At 48.9% G+C, this 15,994-nt stretch carries 16 protein-coding genes and 1 pseudogene; 9 read left to right on the top strand and 8 right to left on the bottom strand.

Annotated features, from left to right (window positions below; all coding sequences use genetic code 11):
• Window positions 1-44 precede the first annotated feature (44 nt).
• Together GFB57_RS16515 and GFB57_RS16510 are read right to left on the bottom strand one after the other, a co-directional pair.
• Window positions 45-1,469 (bottom strand): annotated as a pseudogene (locus GFB57_RS16515) (molybdopterin-dependent oxidoreductase); the annotation flags it as partial.
• 148 nt (window positions 1,470-1,617) lie between these two features.
• Complete coding sequence (locus GFB57_RS16510) at window positions 1,618-1,926, bottom strand: DUF1161 domain-containing protein (RefSeq protein WP_085951541.1); 309 nt, start codon at window positions 1,924-1,926, stop codon at window positions 1,618-1,620.
• Between the two features lie 102 nt (window positions 1,927-2,028).
• Here GFB57_RS16510 and GFB57_RS16505 point away from each other — a divergent pair, with 102 nt between their 5' ends.
• Window positions 2,029-2,739, top strand: a complete 711-nt coding sequence (locus GFB57_RS16505; protein WP_003032377.1) for a YnfC family lipoprotein — start codon at window positions 2,029-2,031, stop codon at window positions 2,737-2,739.
• Between the two features lie 7 nt (window positions 2,740-2,746).
• On the opposite strand, the gene speG is transcribed toward GFB57_RS16505, so the two are convergent.
• Complete coding sequence (gene speG, locus GFB57_RS16500; RefSeq protein WP_003032379.1) at window positions 2,747-3,307, bottom strand: spermidine N1-acetyltransferase; 561 nt, start codon at window positions 3,305-3,307, stop codon at window positions 2,747-2,749.
• 35 nt (window positions 3,308-3,342) lie between these two features.
• Window positions 3,343-3,684, bottom strand: a complete 342-nt coding sequence (locus GFB57_RS16495; RefSeq protein ID WP_003032382.1) for a DUF1283 family protein — start codon at window positions 3,682-3,684, stop codon at window positions 3,343-3,345.
• A 153-nt stretch (window positions 3,685-3,837) separates the two neighbouring features.
• Here GFB57_RS16495 and GFB57_RS16490 point away from each other — a divergent pair, with 153 nt between their 5' ends.
• The 5 genes from GFB57_RS16490 to GFB57_RS16470 all read left to right on the top strand — a co-directional run bounded on the left by GFB57_RS16490 (window position 3,838) and on the right by GFB57_RS16470 (window position 9,582).
• Window positions 3,838-4,164, top strand: a complete 327-nt coding sequence (locus GFB57_RS16490; RefSeq protein ID WP_003032384.1) for a YnfA family protein — start codon at window positions 3,838-3,840, stop codon at window positions 4,162-4,164.
• 107 nt (window positions 4,165-4,271) lie between these two features.
• Window positions 4,272-5,486 (top strand): starvation-sensing protein RspA, encoded by a 1,215-nt coding sequence (rspA, locus tag GFB57_RS16485; protein ID WP_003032386.1) that lies wholly within the window; start codon window positions 4,272-4,274, stop codon window positions 5,484-5,486.
• Between the two features lie 13 nt (window positions 5,487-5,499).
• The gene (locus tag GFB57_RS16480) at window positions 5,500-6,519 is read left to right on the top strand and encodes a Zn-dependent oxidoreductase (RefSeq protein WP_003032388.1); all 1,020 of its coding nucleotides are present in this window, start codon (window positions 5,500-5,502) and stop codon (window positions 6,517-6,519) included.
• A gap of 52 nt (window positions 6,520-6,571) precedes the next feature.
• Window positions 6,572-7,951, top strand: coding sequence for an MFS transporter (locus GFB57_RS16475; protein WP_003032390.1), 1,380 nt, complete (start codon window positions 6,572-6,574; stop codon window positions 7,949-7,951).
• Between the two features lie 164 nt (window positions 7,952-8,115).
• On the top strand, window positions 8,116-9,582 hold the full coding sequence (locus tag GFB57_RS16470; protein WP_003032392.1) for a mannitol dehydrogenase family protein: 1,467 nt from the start codon (window positions 8,116-8,118) through the stop codon (window positions 9,580-9,582).
• 75 nt (window positions 9,583-9,657) lie between these two features.
• Here the strand turns inward: GFB57_RS16470 and ydfZ are convergent, their stop codons facing one another.
• The 3 genes from ydfZ to ydfG form a co-directional block, all read right to left on the bottom strand.
• Entirely contained in the window at window positions 9,658-9,861 is a 204-nt protein-coding gene (ydfZ, locus tag GFB57_RS16465) for a putative selenium delivery protein YdfZ (RefSeq protein WP_003032393.1), read from the bottom strand.
• 191 nt (window positions 9,862-10,052) lie between these two features.
• Entirely contained in the window at window positions 10,053-10,739 is a 687-nt protein-coding gene (locus GFB57_RS16460) for a GntR family transcriptional regulator (RefSeq protein WP_003032396.1), read from the bottom strand.
• Window positions 10,740-10,825: 86 nt separating this feature from the next.
• Window positions 10,826-11,572: a bifunctional NADP-dependent 3-hydroxy acid dehydrogenase/3-hydroxypropionate dehydrogenase YdfG gene (ydfG, locus tag GFB57_RS16455; RefSeq protein ID WP_003032398.1), complete on the bottom strand. Its 747-nt coding sequence runs from the start codon at window positions 11,570-11,572 to the stop codon at window positions 10,826-10,828.
• A gap of 137 nt (window positions 11,573-11,709) precedes the next feature.
• On the opposite strand from ydfG, the gene dcp reads away from it, so the two are divergent.
• From dcp to GFB57_RS16440, 3 genes are all read left to right on the top strand, one after another.
• Window positions 11,710-13,755: a peptidyl-dipeptidase Dcp gene (gene dcp / locus GFB57_RS16450; RefSeq protein WP_003032400.1), complete on the top strand. Its 2,046-nt coding sequence runs from the start codon at window positions 11,710-11,712 to the stop codon at window positions 13,753-13,755.
• A 288-nt stretch (window positions 13,756-14,043) separates the two neighbouring features.
• The gene (locus tag GFB57_RS16445) at window positions 14,044-14,262 is read left to right on the top strand and encodes a hypothetical protein (RefSeq protein ID WP_003032402.1); all 219 of its coding nucleotides are present in this window, start codon (window positions 14,044-14,046) and stop codon (window positions 14,260-14,262) included.
• Window positions 14,263-14,459: 197 nt separating this feature from the next.
• The gene (locus GFB57_RS16440; RefSeq protein WP_003032404.1) at window positions 14,460-15,386 is read left to right on the top strand and encodes a diguanylate cyclase; all 927 of its coding nucleotides are present in this window, start codon (window positions 14,460-14,462) and stop codon (window positions 15,384-15,386) included.
• A gap of 282 nt (window positions 15,387-15,668) precedes the next feature.
• Here the strand turns inward: GFB57_RS16440 and mgtS are convergent, their stop codons facing one another.
• Window positions 15,669-15,764: a protein MgtS gene (gene mgtS / locus GFB57_RS16435; protein ID WP_003032406.1), complete on the bottom strand. Its 96-nt coding sequence runs from the start codon at window positions 15,762-15,764 to the stop codon at window positions 15,669-15,671.
• Between the last annotated feature and the right edge of the window lie 230 nt (window positions 15,765-15,994).

Raw genomic sequence — 15,994 nt, 5'->3', positions numbered from 1 at the left:
CAATGCAGGACCTCAGGCCTACTAAGGGTCCGCTTCAAGTCCTTGAAGTTCCAGATAAATTTAATCGGTACATCGAGCTTATCTTTCCCGCGCACGCCATCGCGGGTTGCGGTCATTTCCGGGCCACGAGCGATGGCGTCGGTCCAGCTAAAGCAGGATATCTGGGTCTTGATGGGATTCTCCGGCAGCGGCATGCGTTCAATCGTGATGGTGTAGGTTGATTCTCGTGCACCGCTATTGCCGCCGTTGATGCCAACGTTGCCGGTCAGGATAGGCAACATCGCGATCGCCCGTGAGGTCAGTTCGCCGTTAGCCTGACGTTGCGGCCCCCAGCCCTGACAAATATATGCCGGTTTTGTGCTGCCGATTTCCCGAGCCAGTTTGATAATGCGATCGGCGGGGATCCCGGTGACATGCGAGGCCCATTGGGGCGTTTTAGCGATACCATCATCGCCGTTGCCAAGTATATAGGCCTTGTAATGTCCGTTAGCGGGGGCGTCGGCGGGTAGGGTTTTCTCGTCATAACCAATGCAATATGTGTCGAGGAAAGCCTGGTCGACAAGATTTTCGTTAATCATAACCCAGGCAAGTCCCGCCACGAGTGCGGCATCGGTTCCTGGGCGGATAGGGATCCACTCATCTTCACGACCCGCAGCGGTATCGGTATAGCGCGGATCAATGACGATCATCCGGGCATTAGATCGCTCCCGGGCCTGCTCAAGGAAGTACGTTATTCCGCCGCCGCTCATGCGCGTTTCGGCAGGATTATTGCCAAACATTACTACCAGTTTCGTGTTTTCGATGTCGGATGTGCTGTTGCCGTCATTTGAGCCGTAGGTATAGGGCATTGCTGCCGCGATTTGTGCGGTGCTATAAGTGCCGTAATGACTCAGAAATCCGCCATAGCAGTTCATCAGGCGAGCGACCAGCGAGGCATAAGGAGAGGAGCGCGTAATGTTGCCGCCTACAATGCCTGAGGTGTAATTAATATAAACAGCTTCATTACCGTATTTCTCCACGGTATTTTTTAAACTGCCACTGATGGTATCCAGCGCTTCCTGCCAGGTTATACGTTCGAATTTTCCCTCACCACGTTTGCCTACGCGCTTCATCGGATAATTCAGGCGATCCGGATGATTGATCCGTCGGCGGATTGAACGCCCACGCAGACAGGCACGAACCTGGTGCTGACCATAAATATCGTCTCCGGTCGTATCGGACTCCACCCATACGACTTCGTCATCTTTGACGTGGAGTTGCAGGGCGCATCGACTACCGCAATTCACGGAACACGCGCCCCAAACCACTTTCTCTTCAGCCGGTTGTATCGCCTGTTGTACCGCAGCGGCGGCGGTGCGCATTCCAAAAGGTAATGACAGCCCGCCTGCGGCAAGCGCCAGCGAACCGATAGCCGAGGATTTCACTAACGTCCTGCGGCTGATGCCTCCATATTGCTCAATATCAGACATAACTCACTCCATTATAGTTATCGCTATATATTAATCTCTACAGCGAAATTAATAGCATGCTAATAATGGAGTGAGTTTACCCATTTATGGGTATGTCATCTTAATGCATATCAAACTGGAGTAACCCTCCGCGCACGGAGGGTGAGATTTATTGCGGTTCGGCGACGTGTCCGTCTTGTGCAGATGTGCTATTGGCGGGGGCGTTGCCGCTGTTGGTCCGGGTATAGAGAATTTTGTGCGTATCATTTGCACAATGTCCGACTACCAGTGAGTCAGGTTGATCGGCCTGATCGTTGGGGACAATATTCAGCGTGAAGCTGGATTCAGCAACACCATTATTGATGATGCGCTGTTCGATATCGCTTTTTACGCGTTCGCATGACGCGGGGGCCGCCAGAACCTGCGGGGAAGCGACTACCAATATGATCGCGGCAATTCCTGGTATGTATTTCATCATCAGCTCCTTTATGATCGACTTAAACTAAGATTAGCATTTCTGGTGTAAATAACTGTATTTGCTAATATGATTGAGAATTATCTTTTTATCCCGGTGAAAAATGTGAAGAAACAGACCCTGTTAGGTTTCCTGTGCGTCGTGCTGGTTGGGTGTGATAACGCTAAAGGGCTGGTTTCCTTTACGCCGGAAATGGCCAGTTTTTCCAATGAATTTGATTTCGACCCGCTGCGTGGGCCGGTGAAAGATTTCAGCCAGACGCTGCTCAATGATAAAGGTGAGGTTACTAAGCGTGTCGTTGGTACGCTGTCACAGGAAGGTTGTTTCGATACGCTTGAACTGCACGATATTGAAAACAATACTGGTATGGCGCTGGTCCTGGATGCAAACTACTACCGGGATGCCGAAACGCTGGAAAAACGGATCCGTTTACAGGGCAAATGCCAACTGGCGGAACTGCCTGCGGCAGGAGTGGTGTGGGATACCGACGATAACGGTTTTGTCGTTTCTGCCACGGGGAAAGAGATGAAGGTGGAATATCGCTATGATGCGGAAGGCTACCCGCTGGGTAAAACAACCGTCAATAAGGACAATACCTTACAGGTTGATGCCAAACCGTCGGTCGACCCGTTGAAGAAGCTGGATTACACCGCGGTGAGCCTGCTCAACAATCATCCGGTAGGCAACGTCAAACAAACGTGCAAATACGATGAATACGCAAATCCGGTCAACTGCCAGCTCGTTATCGTTGACGAGAGCGTGAAGCCGGCAGTTGAACACCATTACTCAATTGAAAACACCATCGCGTACTATTAGTCAGGCTTTATTGAGCTGTAGGTTGCAGCAGGTTTGGACCTGACGTTTTATGTTCTGCCAGATACTGCTGCTGGAAGATACACATACGGATAGTGTTGCGGTATTGGCCGTTGATAAAGAATTCATGAATCAGCTCGCCTTCGACCATAAAGCCAAGTTTACGGTAGATGTGGATAGCTTTTTCGTTCTCTTTATCAACGATCAGATACAGCTTATATAAATTGAGTACGGTAAAGCCGTAATCCATCGCCAGCTTAGCAGCCCGGGAAGCCAGACCTTTGCCCTGATAATCAGGGGAAATAATGATCTGGAATTCCGCCCGTCGGTGCACATGGTTAATTTCAACCAGTTCCACGAGTCCGGCTTTTTCACCGTCGCATTCCACCACAAAGCGACGTTCGCTTTGATCGTGAATGTGTTTGTCATACAGGTCTGACAGCTCAACAAACGCTTCGTAAGGTTCTTCAAACCAGTAACGCATTACGCTGGCGTTATTATCAAGCTGATGGACGAATCGTAAATCTTCACGCTCCAGCGGGCGCAACTTAACACTGAGGGCGCTAGTCATATCGTATCCTTTCAATATCCTTCAAAGTGCAATGATTATGGGGCAACGGTGCGGCCAGTACGGCGGTCAAGGCAGCGCAATGTGTTAGGTTCCCAGTACGCATTAATATTAGCGCTCTGTTCGCATTTATCACGGCTATCAAAGGCTGTATCGGCTTTGTCCCACTCTTTCTCTGCACGTTTGTTGACTTTCTGGCGAAGCTGACGCGTATCGTTCCATTGTTCCTTTTCCATTGCTGCTTGTTGACGACTTTGCGCACTGTCCCCGGATTCAATGACCAGTTTACTGGTTTCAGCAAATGCGGAAGAGGTGTACACAGCCGCAGCCAGCGTCAGCATAGCCGTCAGGCACAGGCGTTTGGTCAGTGTAATTTTCATGGCGAATTCCTTTTATGGGAAAGGGTAAAAACGATAAAACAGGGTTAAATTCTACACTATTCCGGTTTGCGGGCATACCCACCCGGTGGATATGGATACGCTAACGAGATTCTGTCGTATCATAGTTAAACCGAAGGTAACTGAATAACATCAATGCTTAAGACCACATTTCTTTTTTTCGTCACCGCGTTATGCGAAATCATTGGCTGCTTTTTACCCTGGCTTTGGCTTAAGCGAGGGGCTACAGCCTGGTTGCTGATACCCGCCGGGATGTCACTGGCTTTATTCGTCTGGTTGCTGACACTCCATCCGGCAGCCAGCGGGCGTGTATACGCAGCCTATGGCGGTGTTTACGTGGTGACCGCGCTGCTATGGCTACGCATTGTCGATGGTGTAAAACTCAGTTTGTATGACTGGTCTGGCGCGCTGGTGGCGTTGTGCGGCATGTTGATCATTGTGGCTGGATGGGGGCGCGCATAGCGCCTTTTTTGTGATCAAGCAGAGTTTTTTTGATCTTTATACTTGTATGGTAGTAGCTCAGTTGAGTAAATTTCATGCATCACAAGAACAGATGTAGGGAATAAGAAATGAAGATTGTTGGGGCTGATGTTTTTGTTACCTGTCCTGGGCGTAATTTTGTGACGTTGAAAATTACGACAGAAGATGGGATCACCGGGCTGGGAGATGCCACGTTAAATGGACGCGAGCTGTCCGTGGCGTCGTATCTGAAAGATCACGTGTGTCCGCAGCTTATTGGTCGCGATGCGCATCGTATTGAGGATATCTGGCAGTTTTTCTACAAAGGCGCGTACTGGCGTCGTGGGCCGGTCACCATGTCGGCGATTTCCGCAGTGGATATGGCATTGTGGGACATCAAAGCGAAAGCAGCCAATATGCCGTTGTACCAGTTACTCGGCGGTGCTTCTCGTGAAGGGGTTATGGTTTATTGCCACACCACTGGCCATACCGTGGATGACGTACTGGAAGATTATGCGCGTCATAAAGAAATGGGTTTTAAAGCGATTCGCGTGCAGTGTGGCGTACCGGGCATGAAAACCACTTACGGTATGTCTAAAGGCAAAGGACTGGCCTATGAACCTGCCACTAAAGGGCAATGGCCGGAAGAACAGTTATGGTCAACGGAGAAATATCTCGATTTCACGCCAAAACTGTTTGAAGCCGTGCGCGATAAATTCGGTTTCAACGAACATCTCCTGCACGACATGCATCACCGTCTGACGCCAATTGAAGCGGCCCGTTTTGGCAAAAGCATTGAGCAATATCGTCTGTTCTGGATGGAAGACCCAACCCCAGCTGAAAACCAGGAGTGCTTCCGCCTGATCCGCCAGCATACCGTCACGCCGATTGCGGTAGGGGAAGTGTTCAATAGCATCTGGGACTGCAAACAGCTGATCGAAGAACAATTGATCGACTATATCCGCACCACCATCACCCATGCAGGTGGTATCACCGGTATGCGCCGGATTGCTGATTTCGCGTCGCTGTATCAGGTACGTACCGGTTCACATGGACCTTCCGATCTATCGCCTGTGTGCATGGCCGCCGCGCTGCATTTTGACCTGTGGGTGCCGAACTTCGGCGTACAGGAATATATGGGCTATTCCGAGCAGATGCTGGAAGTGTTCCCACATAACTGGACATTTGATAACGGCTATATGCACCCAGGAGACAAACCCGGCCTTGGGATCGAGTTTGACGAAAAACTGGCGGCGAAATATCCGTATGACCCTGCATATCTGCCTGTTGCTCGCCTGGAAGATGGCACGCTGTGGAACTGGTAAGGAGTGATTTGCTATGAAAAGTATCGTGATTGAAAAACCGAATACGCTGATTATCGCTGAACGACCGGTGCCAGAACCCTCAGCAGGTGAGGTCAGGGTAAAAGTGAAACTGGCGGGAATTTGTGGTTCAGACAGCCATATTTACCGCGGTCATAATCCATTTGCACAATACCCGCGCGTGATTGGCCACGAGTTTTATGGTGTGATCGAGGCGGTAGGTGACGGCGTTGACCATTCGCGAATAGGCGAGCGGGTGTCCGTTGATCCGGTCATCAGCTGCGGACATTGTTATCCCTGTTCCATTGGTAAACCTAACGTTTGTACATCGCTGGTGGTGCTGGGCGTACATCGCGATGGCGGTTTCAGCGAGTACGCTGTCGTGCCGGCGAAAAACGCCTGGACGATCCCCGATACTGTGCCGGATGAGCATGCCGTTATGGTCGAACCATTTACCATCGCCGCAAATGTAACCGGGCAAATTAATCCGACAGAAAACGATATTGCGCTGATTTATGGCGCAGGGCCTATGGGACTGACCACTGTACAGGCGCTTAAGCGTGTCTATAAGGTTAAAACCGTAGTGATTGCTGACAGAATCGATGAACGCCTGGCCATGGCGAAGCAGTGTGGTGCAGACTGGGCCATCAATAATAGTCAGCACTCGTTGCAAGAGTTTCTGGTAGAAAACGGGCTAAAACCGACCATCATCGTGGATGCAGCTTGCCATCCATCCATTTTACAGGAGGCTATCACGCTGGCATCGCCAGCCGCGCGAATTGTTCTGATGGGCTTCTCCAGCGATCCTTGTCAGATTATTCAACAAGGTATTACCGGTAAAGAACTGTCCATTTATTCCTCAAGATTAAATGCGAACAAATTCCCGGTTGTGATTGACTGGTTGGTCAATGGACTCATCGATCCTAATCAACTTATTACTCACACTTTTGACTATCACCACGTTACAGACGCAATTGAATTGTTTGAGAAAGATCAGCAGCACTGCTGCAAAGTCTTACTCACATTCACTGAATAATATAAAAACTGCGAGTAAGTGGTACGCATCTTACCTCTTAGAGATAGCCAATATGAATCAAGAAAAACACGAAAGGTCCACGAAAGATCTGGTCAGAGCTGCCGTATCCGGATGGTTGGGTACTGCGCTCGAATTTATGGATTTTCAGTTATATTCTCTGGGTGCTGCACTGGTATTCCATGAAATATTTTTCCCGGAACAGTCTGCCGCCATGGCGCTTATTTTAGCGATGGGTACATACGGTGCAGGATATATTGCTCGTATCGTTGGCGCATTTATATTTGGCAAAATGGGTGACAGCATTGGGCGTAAAAAAGTGCTGTTTATTACCATCACCATGATGGGAATTTGTACGACCTTAATTGGCGTGCTGCCAACATATGCACAAATTGGTATCTTTGCTCCTGTTCTGCTGGTGACGCTGCGTATCGTGCAAGGGCTTGGTGCAGGGGCTGAAATCTCCGGCGCAGGCACGATGCTTGCTGAGTACGCGCCAAAAGGTAAACGTGGCATTATTTCCTCACTTGTTGCCATGGGAACCAACTGTGGAACCCTTAGCGCAACGGCCATCTGGGCGGTGATGTTCTTTGCGCTCGACCGTGAGGAGTTATTAGCCTGGGGTTGGCGCATTCCGTTCCTGGCGAGTGTCGTGGTGATGATCTTTGCCATCTGGTTGCGTATGAATCTCAAAGAAAGCCCGGTATTTGAGAAAGTGAATGATGAAGAAAACGCTCCGGCATTAAATAATTCGTCAGAAAATACGCTGGGGGCGATGTTTACCAGTAAATCTTTCTGGCTGGCAACCGGCCTACGTTTTGGACAGGCGGGTAACTCAGGGTTAATCCAAACTTTCCTTGCCGGTTATTTAGTGCAAACGCTGTTATTTGATAAATCTATCCCCACTGATGCCTTAATGATCAGTTCGGTACTGGGCTTTATTACAATACCGTTGCTTGGTTGGTTGTCTGATAAATTTGGTCGTCGTTTGCCTTATATTATCCTGAATATCTCGGCAATTATTTTGGCTTACCCGATGTTGTCAATTGTAGTGGATAAAACGTATAGCCCGGGTGTCATTATGACGGCACTGATTGTTATTCATAACTTTGCCGTATTGGGATTATTTGCTCTCGAAAATATTACTATGGCGGAAATGTTCGGTGCCCGTAACCGGTTTACGCGAATGGCGATTTCAAAAGAGGCGGGCGGGTTAGTTGCCGTTGGTTTTGGTCCGGTTCTGGCGGGTATTTTCTGCAACATGACCAATTCCTGGTGGCCAATTCTGGTGATGGTCATCGCCTACTCACTGATCGGTCTGATTTCCGCGTTGCTGATGCCAGAAGTGAAAGATCGCGACCTGAGCGTGCTTGAGGATGCTGCCGAGGTGAATAAAGCCGAGAAGGTTCGTTGCTCGGTGACTCAGACAAACTGATACCAGACACTAGCATGGACGGATGTCTCATACGCTGTCCATGCTATTACACAGCTTTATATGATGTCATACCAATCATAAAAAGCTTAATGCAAATCAAAACATACAACCATACAGGCGTTACTCTGGAACAGTCCTGATTTCATTTATAAGTAGGCCATACCATGCAAAACAAGCTCTTAGCGGCAAAGGCTGCACTTCCTGACTACGATCGTACAAAACTGGTTCCGCGTATTGTTCATCTGGGGTTTGGCGCGTTTCACCGCGCACATCAGGGGGTTTACGCTGACATTTTGGCTGCAGACCACGGCAGTGACTGGGGCTACTGCGAAGTGAATCTGATTGGCGGCGAGCAGCAGATTTTCGATCTGAAACATCAAGATAATCTGTATACCGTTGCAGAGATGTCTGCTGATGCCTGGACTGCGAGAGTCGTGGGCGTGGTGAAAAATGCATTGCATGCACAGGTTGATGGTCTGGAAAGCGTACTGGCAGCGATGTGTGAACCACAGGTCGCGATCGTTTCTCTGACCATAACGGAGAAAGGATACTGCCATTCTCCGGCGACCAGTGAACTGATGTTAGACAATCCAATGATTGCCGCCGATCTGCAAAACCCAAAACAGCCAAAAACTGCGCCAGGCGTAGTGGTTGAGGCTTTGGCACGCCGCAAAGCGGCAGGTTTAGCCGCCTTTACTGTGATGTCCTGCGACAACATGCCTGAAAACGGTCATGTAATGCGTAATGTTGTCACCGCGTATGCCAGAGCGGTGGATGAAGAACTGGCTGCGTGGATCGAACAACATGTGACGTTCCCGTCGACTATGGTTGACCGAATTGTCCCGGCAGTTACCCCAGAGACTCTGGACAAAATTGAACACATCACTGGCGTACGCGACCCGGCAGGTGTGGCATGTGAGCCTTTCCGTCAGTGGGTTATCGAAGATAACTTTGTTTCCGGTCGCCCTGAATGGGAGAAGGCAGGAGCGGAGCTGGTGGCAGATGTCATTCCGTTTGAAGAGATGAAACTGCGTATGCTCAACGGCAGCCACTCTTTCCTGGCTTATCTTGGTTATCTGGCCGGTTATCAACACATTAATGATTGTATGGATGATGAAAACTATCGTCTTGCTGCTCGTGCGCTGATGTTGCAGGAACAAGCACCCACGCTGAAAGTAAAAGGTGTTGATCTACAACGTTATGCCGATCTGTTAATTGAGCGTTACAGCAACCCGGCACTGCGTCATCGTACCTGGCAGATCGCTATGGACGGAAGCCAGAAATTGCCGCAGCGTATGCTTGATTCCGTTCGTTGGCACATTGTAAACGGCAGTCACTTTGATTTACTGGCGCTGGGCGTGGCGGGCTGGATGCGCTACGTCGGCGGTGTGGATGAGCAGGGCCAGGCGATTGAAATTAGCGATCCGCTGTTGCCCGTGATCCAGAATGCGGTGCGTAGCAGTAACGAGGGCGAAGAGCGCGTTCGGGCGCTGCTGGCGATCGATGCTATCTTTGGTCGTGAACTGCCGCAGGTTGAATTGTTCAAAAACCAGGTTACACAAGCATATCTTGCTTTACTGGCTGAAGGGGCGAAGGCGACGGTTGCGAAGTATGCAGCAAAACTGAAGTAACGAAGATTATGTTTTATGTCGCCATCTGGCTTTCAACGGGCCAGATGGCGCTGTGTTTTCTGGCATTCACACCAATTAGTTCATGCCTAAACGAATCAGCTCGAGGGGGGCATATTTGCCTTCACACCCTTCGATTTCCACTGTTTTTCCGCGGCGAATCTGCTCAGCGGTCAGGCCATCGGTATCTATCGCTGTAATGCGGCCTGTGAGCCCGGTGTCGCTGATCATGACGCGGCTGCCAGTGGTGATTGCGTTACGGTTACGATCGTATGTTTTCATGGTGTTTTCTCCTTTCCAACTTACCGTCAAAGCCCGTGGGCTTTTAGTCCCACGTAACGGGCGCAATATAAATACGCTTCTCGTTAAGGATTTTTTTTGTTTTCGATCAAAATCACAGCTTTTTTTATGCAGTTATGCAGGAGAGGGGAAAACGCAGGAGAAACTCACCCCGGTGTGAGGCGAGCGTAGTATTAATCTTCGCTGAACCAGTCGCTATTTTCCTGACGAATAAGCTGAACGGACTCACCAATTTCCTGGAGATGGAGCATCATTGCGCGCTCGACCGCATCGCCATCATGTTTCTCAAGGGCGGCAAAGATATCGTGATGCTGGCGTAACAGCATTTCAGGCGGGGAAATATGATCCAGGCTCATATAACGAACGCGGTCAATTGTAGCCTTTATATTCTCAACGGTATCCCAGGCGAGTTGGCACTCGGCGATTAAAGCCAGTTTCTGATGAAACTCATCATCAAGCTGGAAGAAATCATTGATCTGTTTTCGGTCAATTGCGATGCGCTGCTGATGCAAATTTTGTTCAAGCTGATAGCACTGTTGGTCGTTGATCAGCGATGCGGCGCGGCGTACCACGGCACATTCAATCGCCTGGCGGACAAAACAACCATTTTGCACCTGCGACAGCGAAATCTTGTTCACATAGCTGCCACGCTGTGGGCGGATCTGAATCAGACCGTTTTCTGCCAGTTTGATGAATGCTTCTCGTACCGGCTGGCGTGACACATTAAAGCGTACGGAAACCTCTTTCTCAGACAGCGGTGTACCGGGTGCTATCAGACAATGCACGATATCACGGCGAAGAATACGGTAAATCTGTTGATTTACTGGCTGTGTAGGGTTGAGCTGCGTTTCTACGGTCATTCATTCTTACTTTTTAGAGAGTTAACCCGGATATTTTATCACTTCTTTCAGGCTATCTATACCCGGCGCAAGGCCGGGCAGCTAAATTAGCTCCGATGAATACTCAGCCCGGCAAAAGACTGTGTGACAGGCATCATTTCAAGGGTGTTGATATTGACATGAGCCGGTAAAGAAGCCACCCACCATACCGCTTCTGTGACATCTTGCGGGGTCAGCGCCGTGGTATTTTCGTAGGCTTTTTCAGCTTTGGCATCATCACCTTTGAAACGGACATTAGAGAATTCCGTACCGCCAACCAGACCCGGCTCGATGTCGGTAACGCGAATGGCAGTGCCGTGTAAATCAGTACGTAAATTCAGGCTAAACTGGCGAACAAATGCTTTGGTCGCACCGTAGACGTTACCGCCAGCGTATGGCCAACTGCCCGCTGTAGAACCGATATTGATAATATGACCGCGGTTGCGTTCAACCATGCCTGGCAGAACGGCACGGGTCATATAAACCAGCCCCTTGTTGTTGGTGTCGATCATATTTTCCCAGTCTTCAACGCTGGCCTTATGGGCAGGCTCAAGGCCCAGCGCCAGACCTGCGTTGTTGACCAGAACATCAATATTGCGCCATTCAGCAGGGAGGGCGTCCAGCATCTCTTCAATTGATGCACGATTACGTACGTCCAGTTGCGCGGTATAGAGGCGGTCACCCAATTCCTCTTTCAGTTCCTGCAGGCGCTCCTGGCGGCGTCCGGTGGCAATAACTTTATGCCCATTCTCAATAAAACGACGCGTAATGCACTCACCAAAACCTGCGGTTGCTCCGGTTACTAAAACGATCATCTCACTGTTCCTCAACGCTTTTTATGTAGTACTACCATAGCACGTCATTTCCGTTCAGAGCTATTCCTGCGTAACGCGATTGCGGTTGATTCCTGGGAAGTCTACTCTGGTAAACAAATCGTTTTCAGGAGTGAAAAATGTCGTTAACGAATCCTTTTTTACGTCACAGCACGTTGCCGTATCAGGCCCCGCAGTTTGATCAGATAGAGGTGCAGCACTATCGCCCAGCGTTCGATGAAGGCGTGCGGCAAAAACGTGCAGAGATCGAGGCGATTGTGCAAAACCCGCTAGCCCCTGATTTTGCCAATACGTTGCTGGCGCTTGAACAAAGCGGCGCTTTGTTGACACGCGTAACCAGCGTTTTCTTCGCGATGACGGCGGCGCACACCAACGATGAACTACAGCACCTTGACGAAGAGTTTTCCGCAGAACTGGCGAGCCTTGCCAATGATATCTATCTCAATGAAGCACTCTTTTCACGCGTTGAAGCTGTCTGGCAACGGCGAGGTTTTCTGGGGCTGGAAAGCGAATCATTACGCTTGCTGGAGGTCATCCACCAGCGTTTTGTACTGGCCGGCGCATGTCTGAATGAGACTGATAAAGCGAACCTTAAAGCGCTCAATACAGAGTCCGCCACGCTGACCAGCCAGTTTAACCAACGGCTGCTGGCAGCGAACAAGTCTGCTGCTCTGGTGGTGGATGATGCACGTTACCTGGAGGGACTCAGCGCTGAGGAAATTGCCGTTGCCGCTGAAGCTGCAAGGGAGAAAGGGCTCGACGCGCGTTGGGTTATCCCGCTATTGAACACGACTCAGCAACCGGCGCTTGCGGCGTTACGCGATCGCCATACACGTGAAAGTCTGTTCACCCGCGCATGGAAGAGAGCAGAAAACAATGACGCTAACGATACTCGGGCTATTATTCAGCGACTGATCGAGATCCGGATGCAGCAGGCGAAACTACTCGGTTTTGCCAATTACGCTGCATGGAAAATTGCCGACCAGATGGCAAAAACACCGGAAGCTGCACTGACTTTCATGCGGGCGATTGTTCCTGCCGCGCGAGCTCGGGCACTAGATGAACAGGCCGAAATCCAGAATGTTATCAATCACGAACAGGGGCAATTTAACGTCGAGGCCTGGGACTGGGCATTTTATGCTGAGCAGGTTCGTCGTGAGAAATATGCTCTGGATGAGGCGCAGCTCAAACCTTACTTTGCCCTTGATACGGTGCTGAACGAGGGCGTTTTCTGGACGGCCAATCAACTCTTTGGCATAAAATTTATAGAACGGTTTGACATTCCTGTTTATCACCCGGATGTTAGGGTATGGGAAATATTTGATCACGATGGCGTAGGTCTGGCGTTATTTTACGGCGATTTCTTTGCCCGGGAATCGAAAAGCGGTGGTGCCTGGATGGGCAATTTTGTTGAGCAATCGCAACTCAATGAAACCCGGCCGGTTATTTACAACGTGTGTAATTATCAAAAACCGGCAAAAGGTCAGCCTGCATTGTTATTGTGGGATGATGTTATTACGTTATTTCATGAGTTTGGGCACACGTTGCACGGTCTGTTCGCCACTCAGCGTTACGCCACGCTTTCAGGGACCAACACTCCGCGTGATTTTGTTGAATTTCCTTCGCAGATTAACGAACACTGGGCGAGTCATCCGCAGGTCTTTGCCCGTTTTGCTCGTCATGTTGTTACTGGGGAGCAAATGCCGCAGGCGTTGCGAGATAAAATGCAGCAGGCCAGCCTGTTTAACAAAGGTTACGACATGACCGAACTGCTCAGTGCTGCATTGCTGGATATGCGCTGGCACGGTCTGGAAAATAGCGCGTTATCTCTTTCGGTCGATCAATTTGAACAACAGGCGCTGGCAGCAGAAGGTTTGGATCTCAAGGCCGTGCCGCCACGATATCGCAGCAGTTATTTTGCCCATATCTTCGGCGGCGGTTATGCCGCGGGTTATTACGCCTATCTGTGGACGCAAATGCTGGCCGATGACGGCTATCAGTGGTTTGTAGAGCAGGGCGGATTAACTCGTGAAAACGGGCAGAAATTCCGCGAAGCGATTTTGTCCCGCGGAAATAGCACTGATTTAGCTGAACTCTATCGTCAGTGGAGCGGACGAGATCCAAAAATGGAGCCGATGCTGGAACATCGTGGTTTGAGCGCGTAAGGTTTGTTCAGAGGGGGAAAGTCCTCAATTCAGCTTAGTTAATCATAATGATGCCGATAAATTCATCATTGTGATGAAAAGGGAATTACGCAGTAGGCCGGATAGCGAAGCGCCATCCGGCCTACTGCTTACTGTTGCTTCGCGCATCAACAACCGGATGTGATGCCCGTTTATTTGAATTATCTAAGAAAAGAACCCTGCAATTTAACGTCCTTACCGGAAAAAGTTACTTTTACTCTGTGCGACAATCATTGTTCCAAAACGTTGAACTTCATAGAGGTCTTAAACATGCCTGAACGTACAGAACTTGTTGATAAAATCGTCCTTAACAGTCTGCAAACCTACTTTGAGAATTGGCCACTGGCGACAGCAGAGGATAATGTAATTTTTATCCTGACCGTAACAACTCTGACGGTAGCATCACTGACACTGGATATTCATAGCTATAAAAAGCTTAAGGCATACACATCAGCTTTCTTATCGGTTTTTATCTATCCGCGAAAATAAAAGGCTCAATGAACCGCGACCAATTTGAGCCAGGTATGAACTGAGCCGGCGATACTCGCTATGCCGCGACCAGTGGCATAGCGCAATGCTATTGTTAATCGCGGCTTATTAATTACTATTAAAAAATTTACATAAATTTTCTTTTTTATCGTTAAGATAATTCCATCAGAAACGCTCGAACAGGGAGGGAGAACGTGATGATGAGAAATACGAAGGAAATAGATACAATTTTGATTGAGTTGAACAAGTCCATTGATGCCCACTACAAATGGTTAGTGACAATGTTCCGCTGCGTGGTGTCTTTAGATGTTACTCAGCCGGATATTATGGGTGAAAATTCGCATTGTGTTTGTCGATTTGGACAGTGGCTTAATAATCAATCGCGGTACAATGAGGATGATTGTAGTTACGTAAGCAAGATAAATGCCACCCACGAAAAGATGCATTTATTAGGCAAGGAGTTGCTATTGGCTATAGTGGAGAAACGTAGCCATCCATGGCATTTCGACAGTTTCCAGGACGCGCTGCTGGCATTTACCTCATCTGTAATGGACTACAAAATATATTTATTGAATATCCGCAGTAATATCGATGTATTAACAGGTTTACCTGGCAGAAGAATGCTCGATGAGTCTTTTGATCGGCAGTTGCTCGATGCCGAACCGCTTAATCTCTATATATTGTTGTTAGATATCGATCGTTTTAAATACGTTAACGATACCTACGGCCATTTGGTTGGTGACATTGTATTGCGGGCTCTGGCATCAAATTTATTGTCATGGACGCGATATGATGAGGTGGCGTACCGCTACGGTGGAGAAGAGTTCATTATCATCATCAGAACAAAAACGGACGAGCAGGCATGCCAGGCGGGTTTGAGACTTTGTCGTCTGATTGGGCAGAAAAAAATTCCCTACGCTGATGGAGAGATCGGTATCACGGTGACGGCAGGCATAACCCGAGTCCAACCGGGTGAAACGCTGGATACCGCGCTTGGTCGGGCTGACAGGGCGATGTATCAGGGGAAACAGACCGGCAGAAATCGCTGTATGTTTATGGATGAAAATGAGCAGATCGCGTTGGTGGACACCAATGACGGGACCTCGTATCCCCTCAGTGCGTGAGTTTTCGAAAACGCTTTGAGGTAGTTGCGTTTCGTTTAACTTTCATTGGGGTTGTTGATGATAGGTTAGCTGACTATCCGTTATCTTCGCAGGGAATTGCCAGATAGCGTATAAAACAAAACACAAATCTATCCATGCAAGCATTTACCGCTGGTTTATCCGGCGGTTTTTTTTATCTGTAAATCAGGAAAAAGGTACCACGAGCGCGATTTGGGCAAAAAAATGGCCCCTTGTGCAGCTACGCAACAAGGGGCCGGGTCGGTGCAGGACTATCTCCGTTCATCAATCATCCCATCTGTGGCTAAAATACGCGGCCAGGAAACCGGAAAATAAAATAATTCCCAGAACAGCCATAAAAATATTCATATTACCCAGCATAGTAAATGCTCCTTTATCTGTGAGTTTCCTCTCTTACCTTAAGTTCACCTCGCTTATGACTATAGTAGCAATTCAATCTTAAACAAAGGCTGAACTGTGTGATTATTTCGGCTGAAAAGTAAATTTTTGACATGATCACGTCGAATAAAATAAATAATAGTGACGAGACACATTTATCTGCGCACAAATAATCCTGTTTTTAAAACCTGAGACGCTGCTATGACAGTGTG

Source organism: Citrobacter sp. S39, from assembly GCF_009495675.1.
GTDB lineage: Bacteria > Pseudomonadota > Gammaproteobacteria > Enterobacterales > Enterobacteriaceae > Citrobacter > Citrobacter freundii.
This window is presented reverse-complemented; position numbering and strand designations above follow the sequence as displayed.

Bases quoted from the DNA above. Each gene is read 5' to 3' on its own strand.
- rspA (WP_003032386.1), top strand. From the start codon at position 4,272: ATGAAGATTGTTGGGGCTGATGTTTTTGTTACCTGTCCTGGGCGTAAT.
- GFB57_RS16495 (WP_003032382.1), bottom strand. From the start codon at position 3,684: ATGAAAATTACACTGACCAAACGCCTGTGCCTGACGGCTATGCTGACG.
- dcp (WP_003032400.1), top strand. From the start codon at position 11,710: ATGTCGTTAACGAATCCTTTTTTACGTCACAGCACGTTGCCGTATCAG.
- GFB57_RS16460 (WP_003032396.1), bottom strand. From the start codon at position 10,739: ATGACCGTAGAAACGCAGCTCAACCCTACACAGCCAGTAAATCAACAG.
- ydfZ (WP_003032393.1), bottom strand. From the start codon at position 9,861: ATGAAAACATACGATCGTAACCGTAACGCAATCACCACTGGCAGCCGC.
- GFB57_RS16445 (WP_003032402.1), top strand. From the start codon at position 14,044: ATGCCTGAACGTACAGAACTTGTTGATAAAATCGTCCTTAACAGTCTG.
- GFB57_RS16470 (WP_003032392.1), top strand. From the start codon at position 8,116: ATGCAAAACAAGCTCTTAGCGGCAAAGGCTGCACTTCCTGACTACGAT.
- ydfG (WP_003032398.1), bottom strand. From the start codon at position 11,572: ATGATCGTTTTAGTAACCGGAGCAACCGCAGGTTTTGGTGAGTGCATT.
- GFB57_RS16510 (WP_085951541.1), bottom strand. From the start codon at position 1,926: ATGATGAAATACATACCAGGAATTGCCGCGATCATATTGGTAGTCGCT.
- GFB57_RS16475 (WP_003032390.1), top strand. From the start codon at position 6,572: ATGAATCAAGAAAAACACGAAAGGTCCACGAAAGATCTGGTCAGAGCT.
- mgtS (WP_003032406.1), bottom strand. From the start codon at position 15,764: ATGCTGGGTAATATGAATATTTTTATGGCTGTTCTGGGAATTATTTTA.
- GFB57_RS16490 (WP_003032384.1), top strand. From the start codon at position 3,838: ATGCTTAAGACCACATTTCTTTTTTTCGTCACCGCGTTATGCGAAATC.
- GFB57_RS16480 (WP_003032388.1), top strand. From the start codon at position 5,500: ATGAAAAGTATCGTGATTGAAAAACCGAATACGCTGATTATCGCTGAA.
- GFB57_RS16440 (WP_003032404.1), top strand. From the start codon at position 14,460: ATGATGAGAAATACGAAGGAAATAGATACAATTTTGATTGAGTTGAAC.
- speG (WP_003032379.1), bottom strand. From the start codon at position 3,307: ATGACTAGCGCCCTCAGTGTTAAGTTGCGCCCGCTGGAGCGTGAAGAT.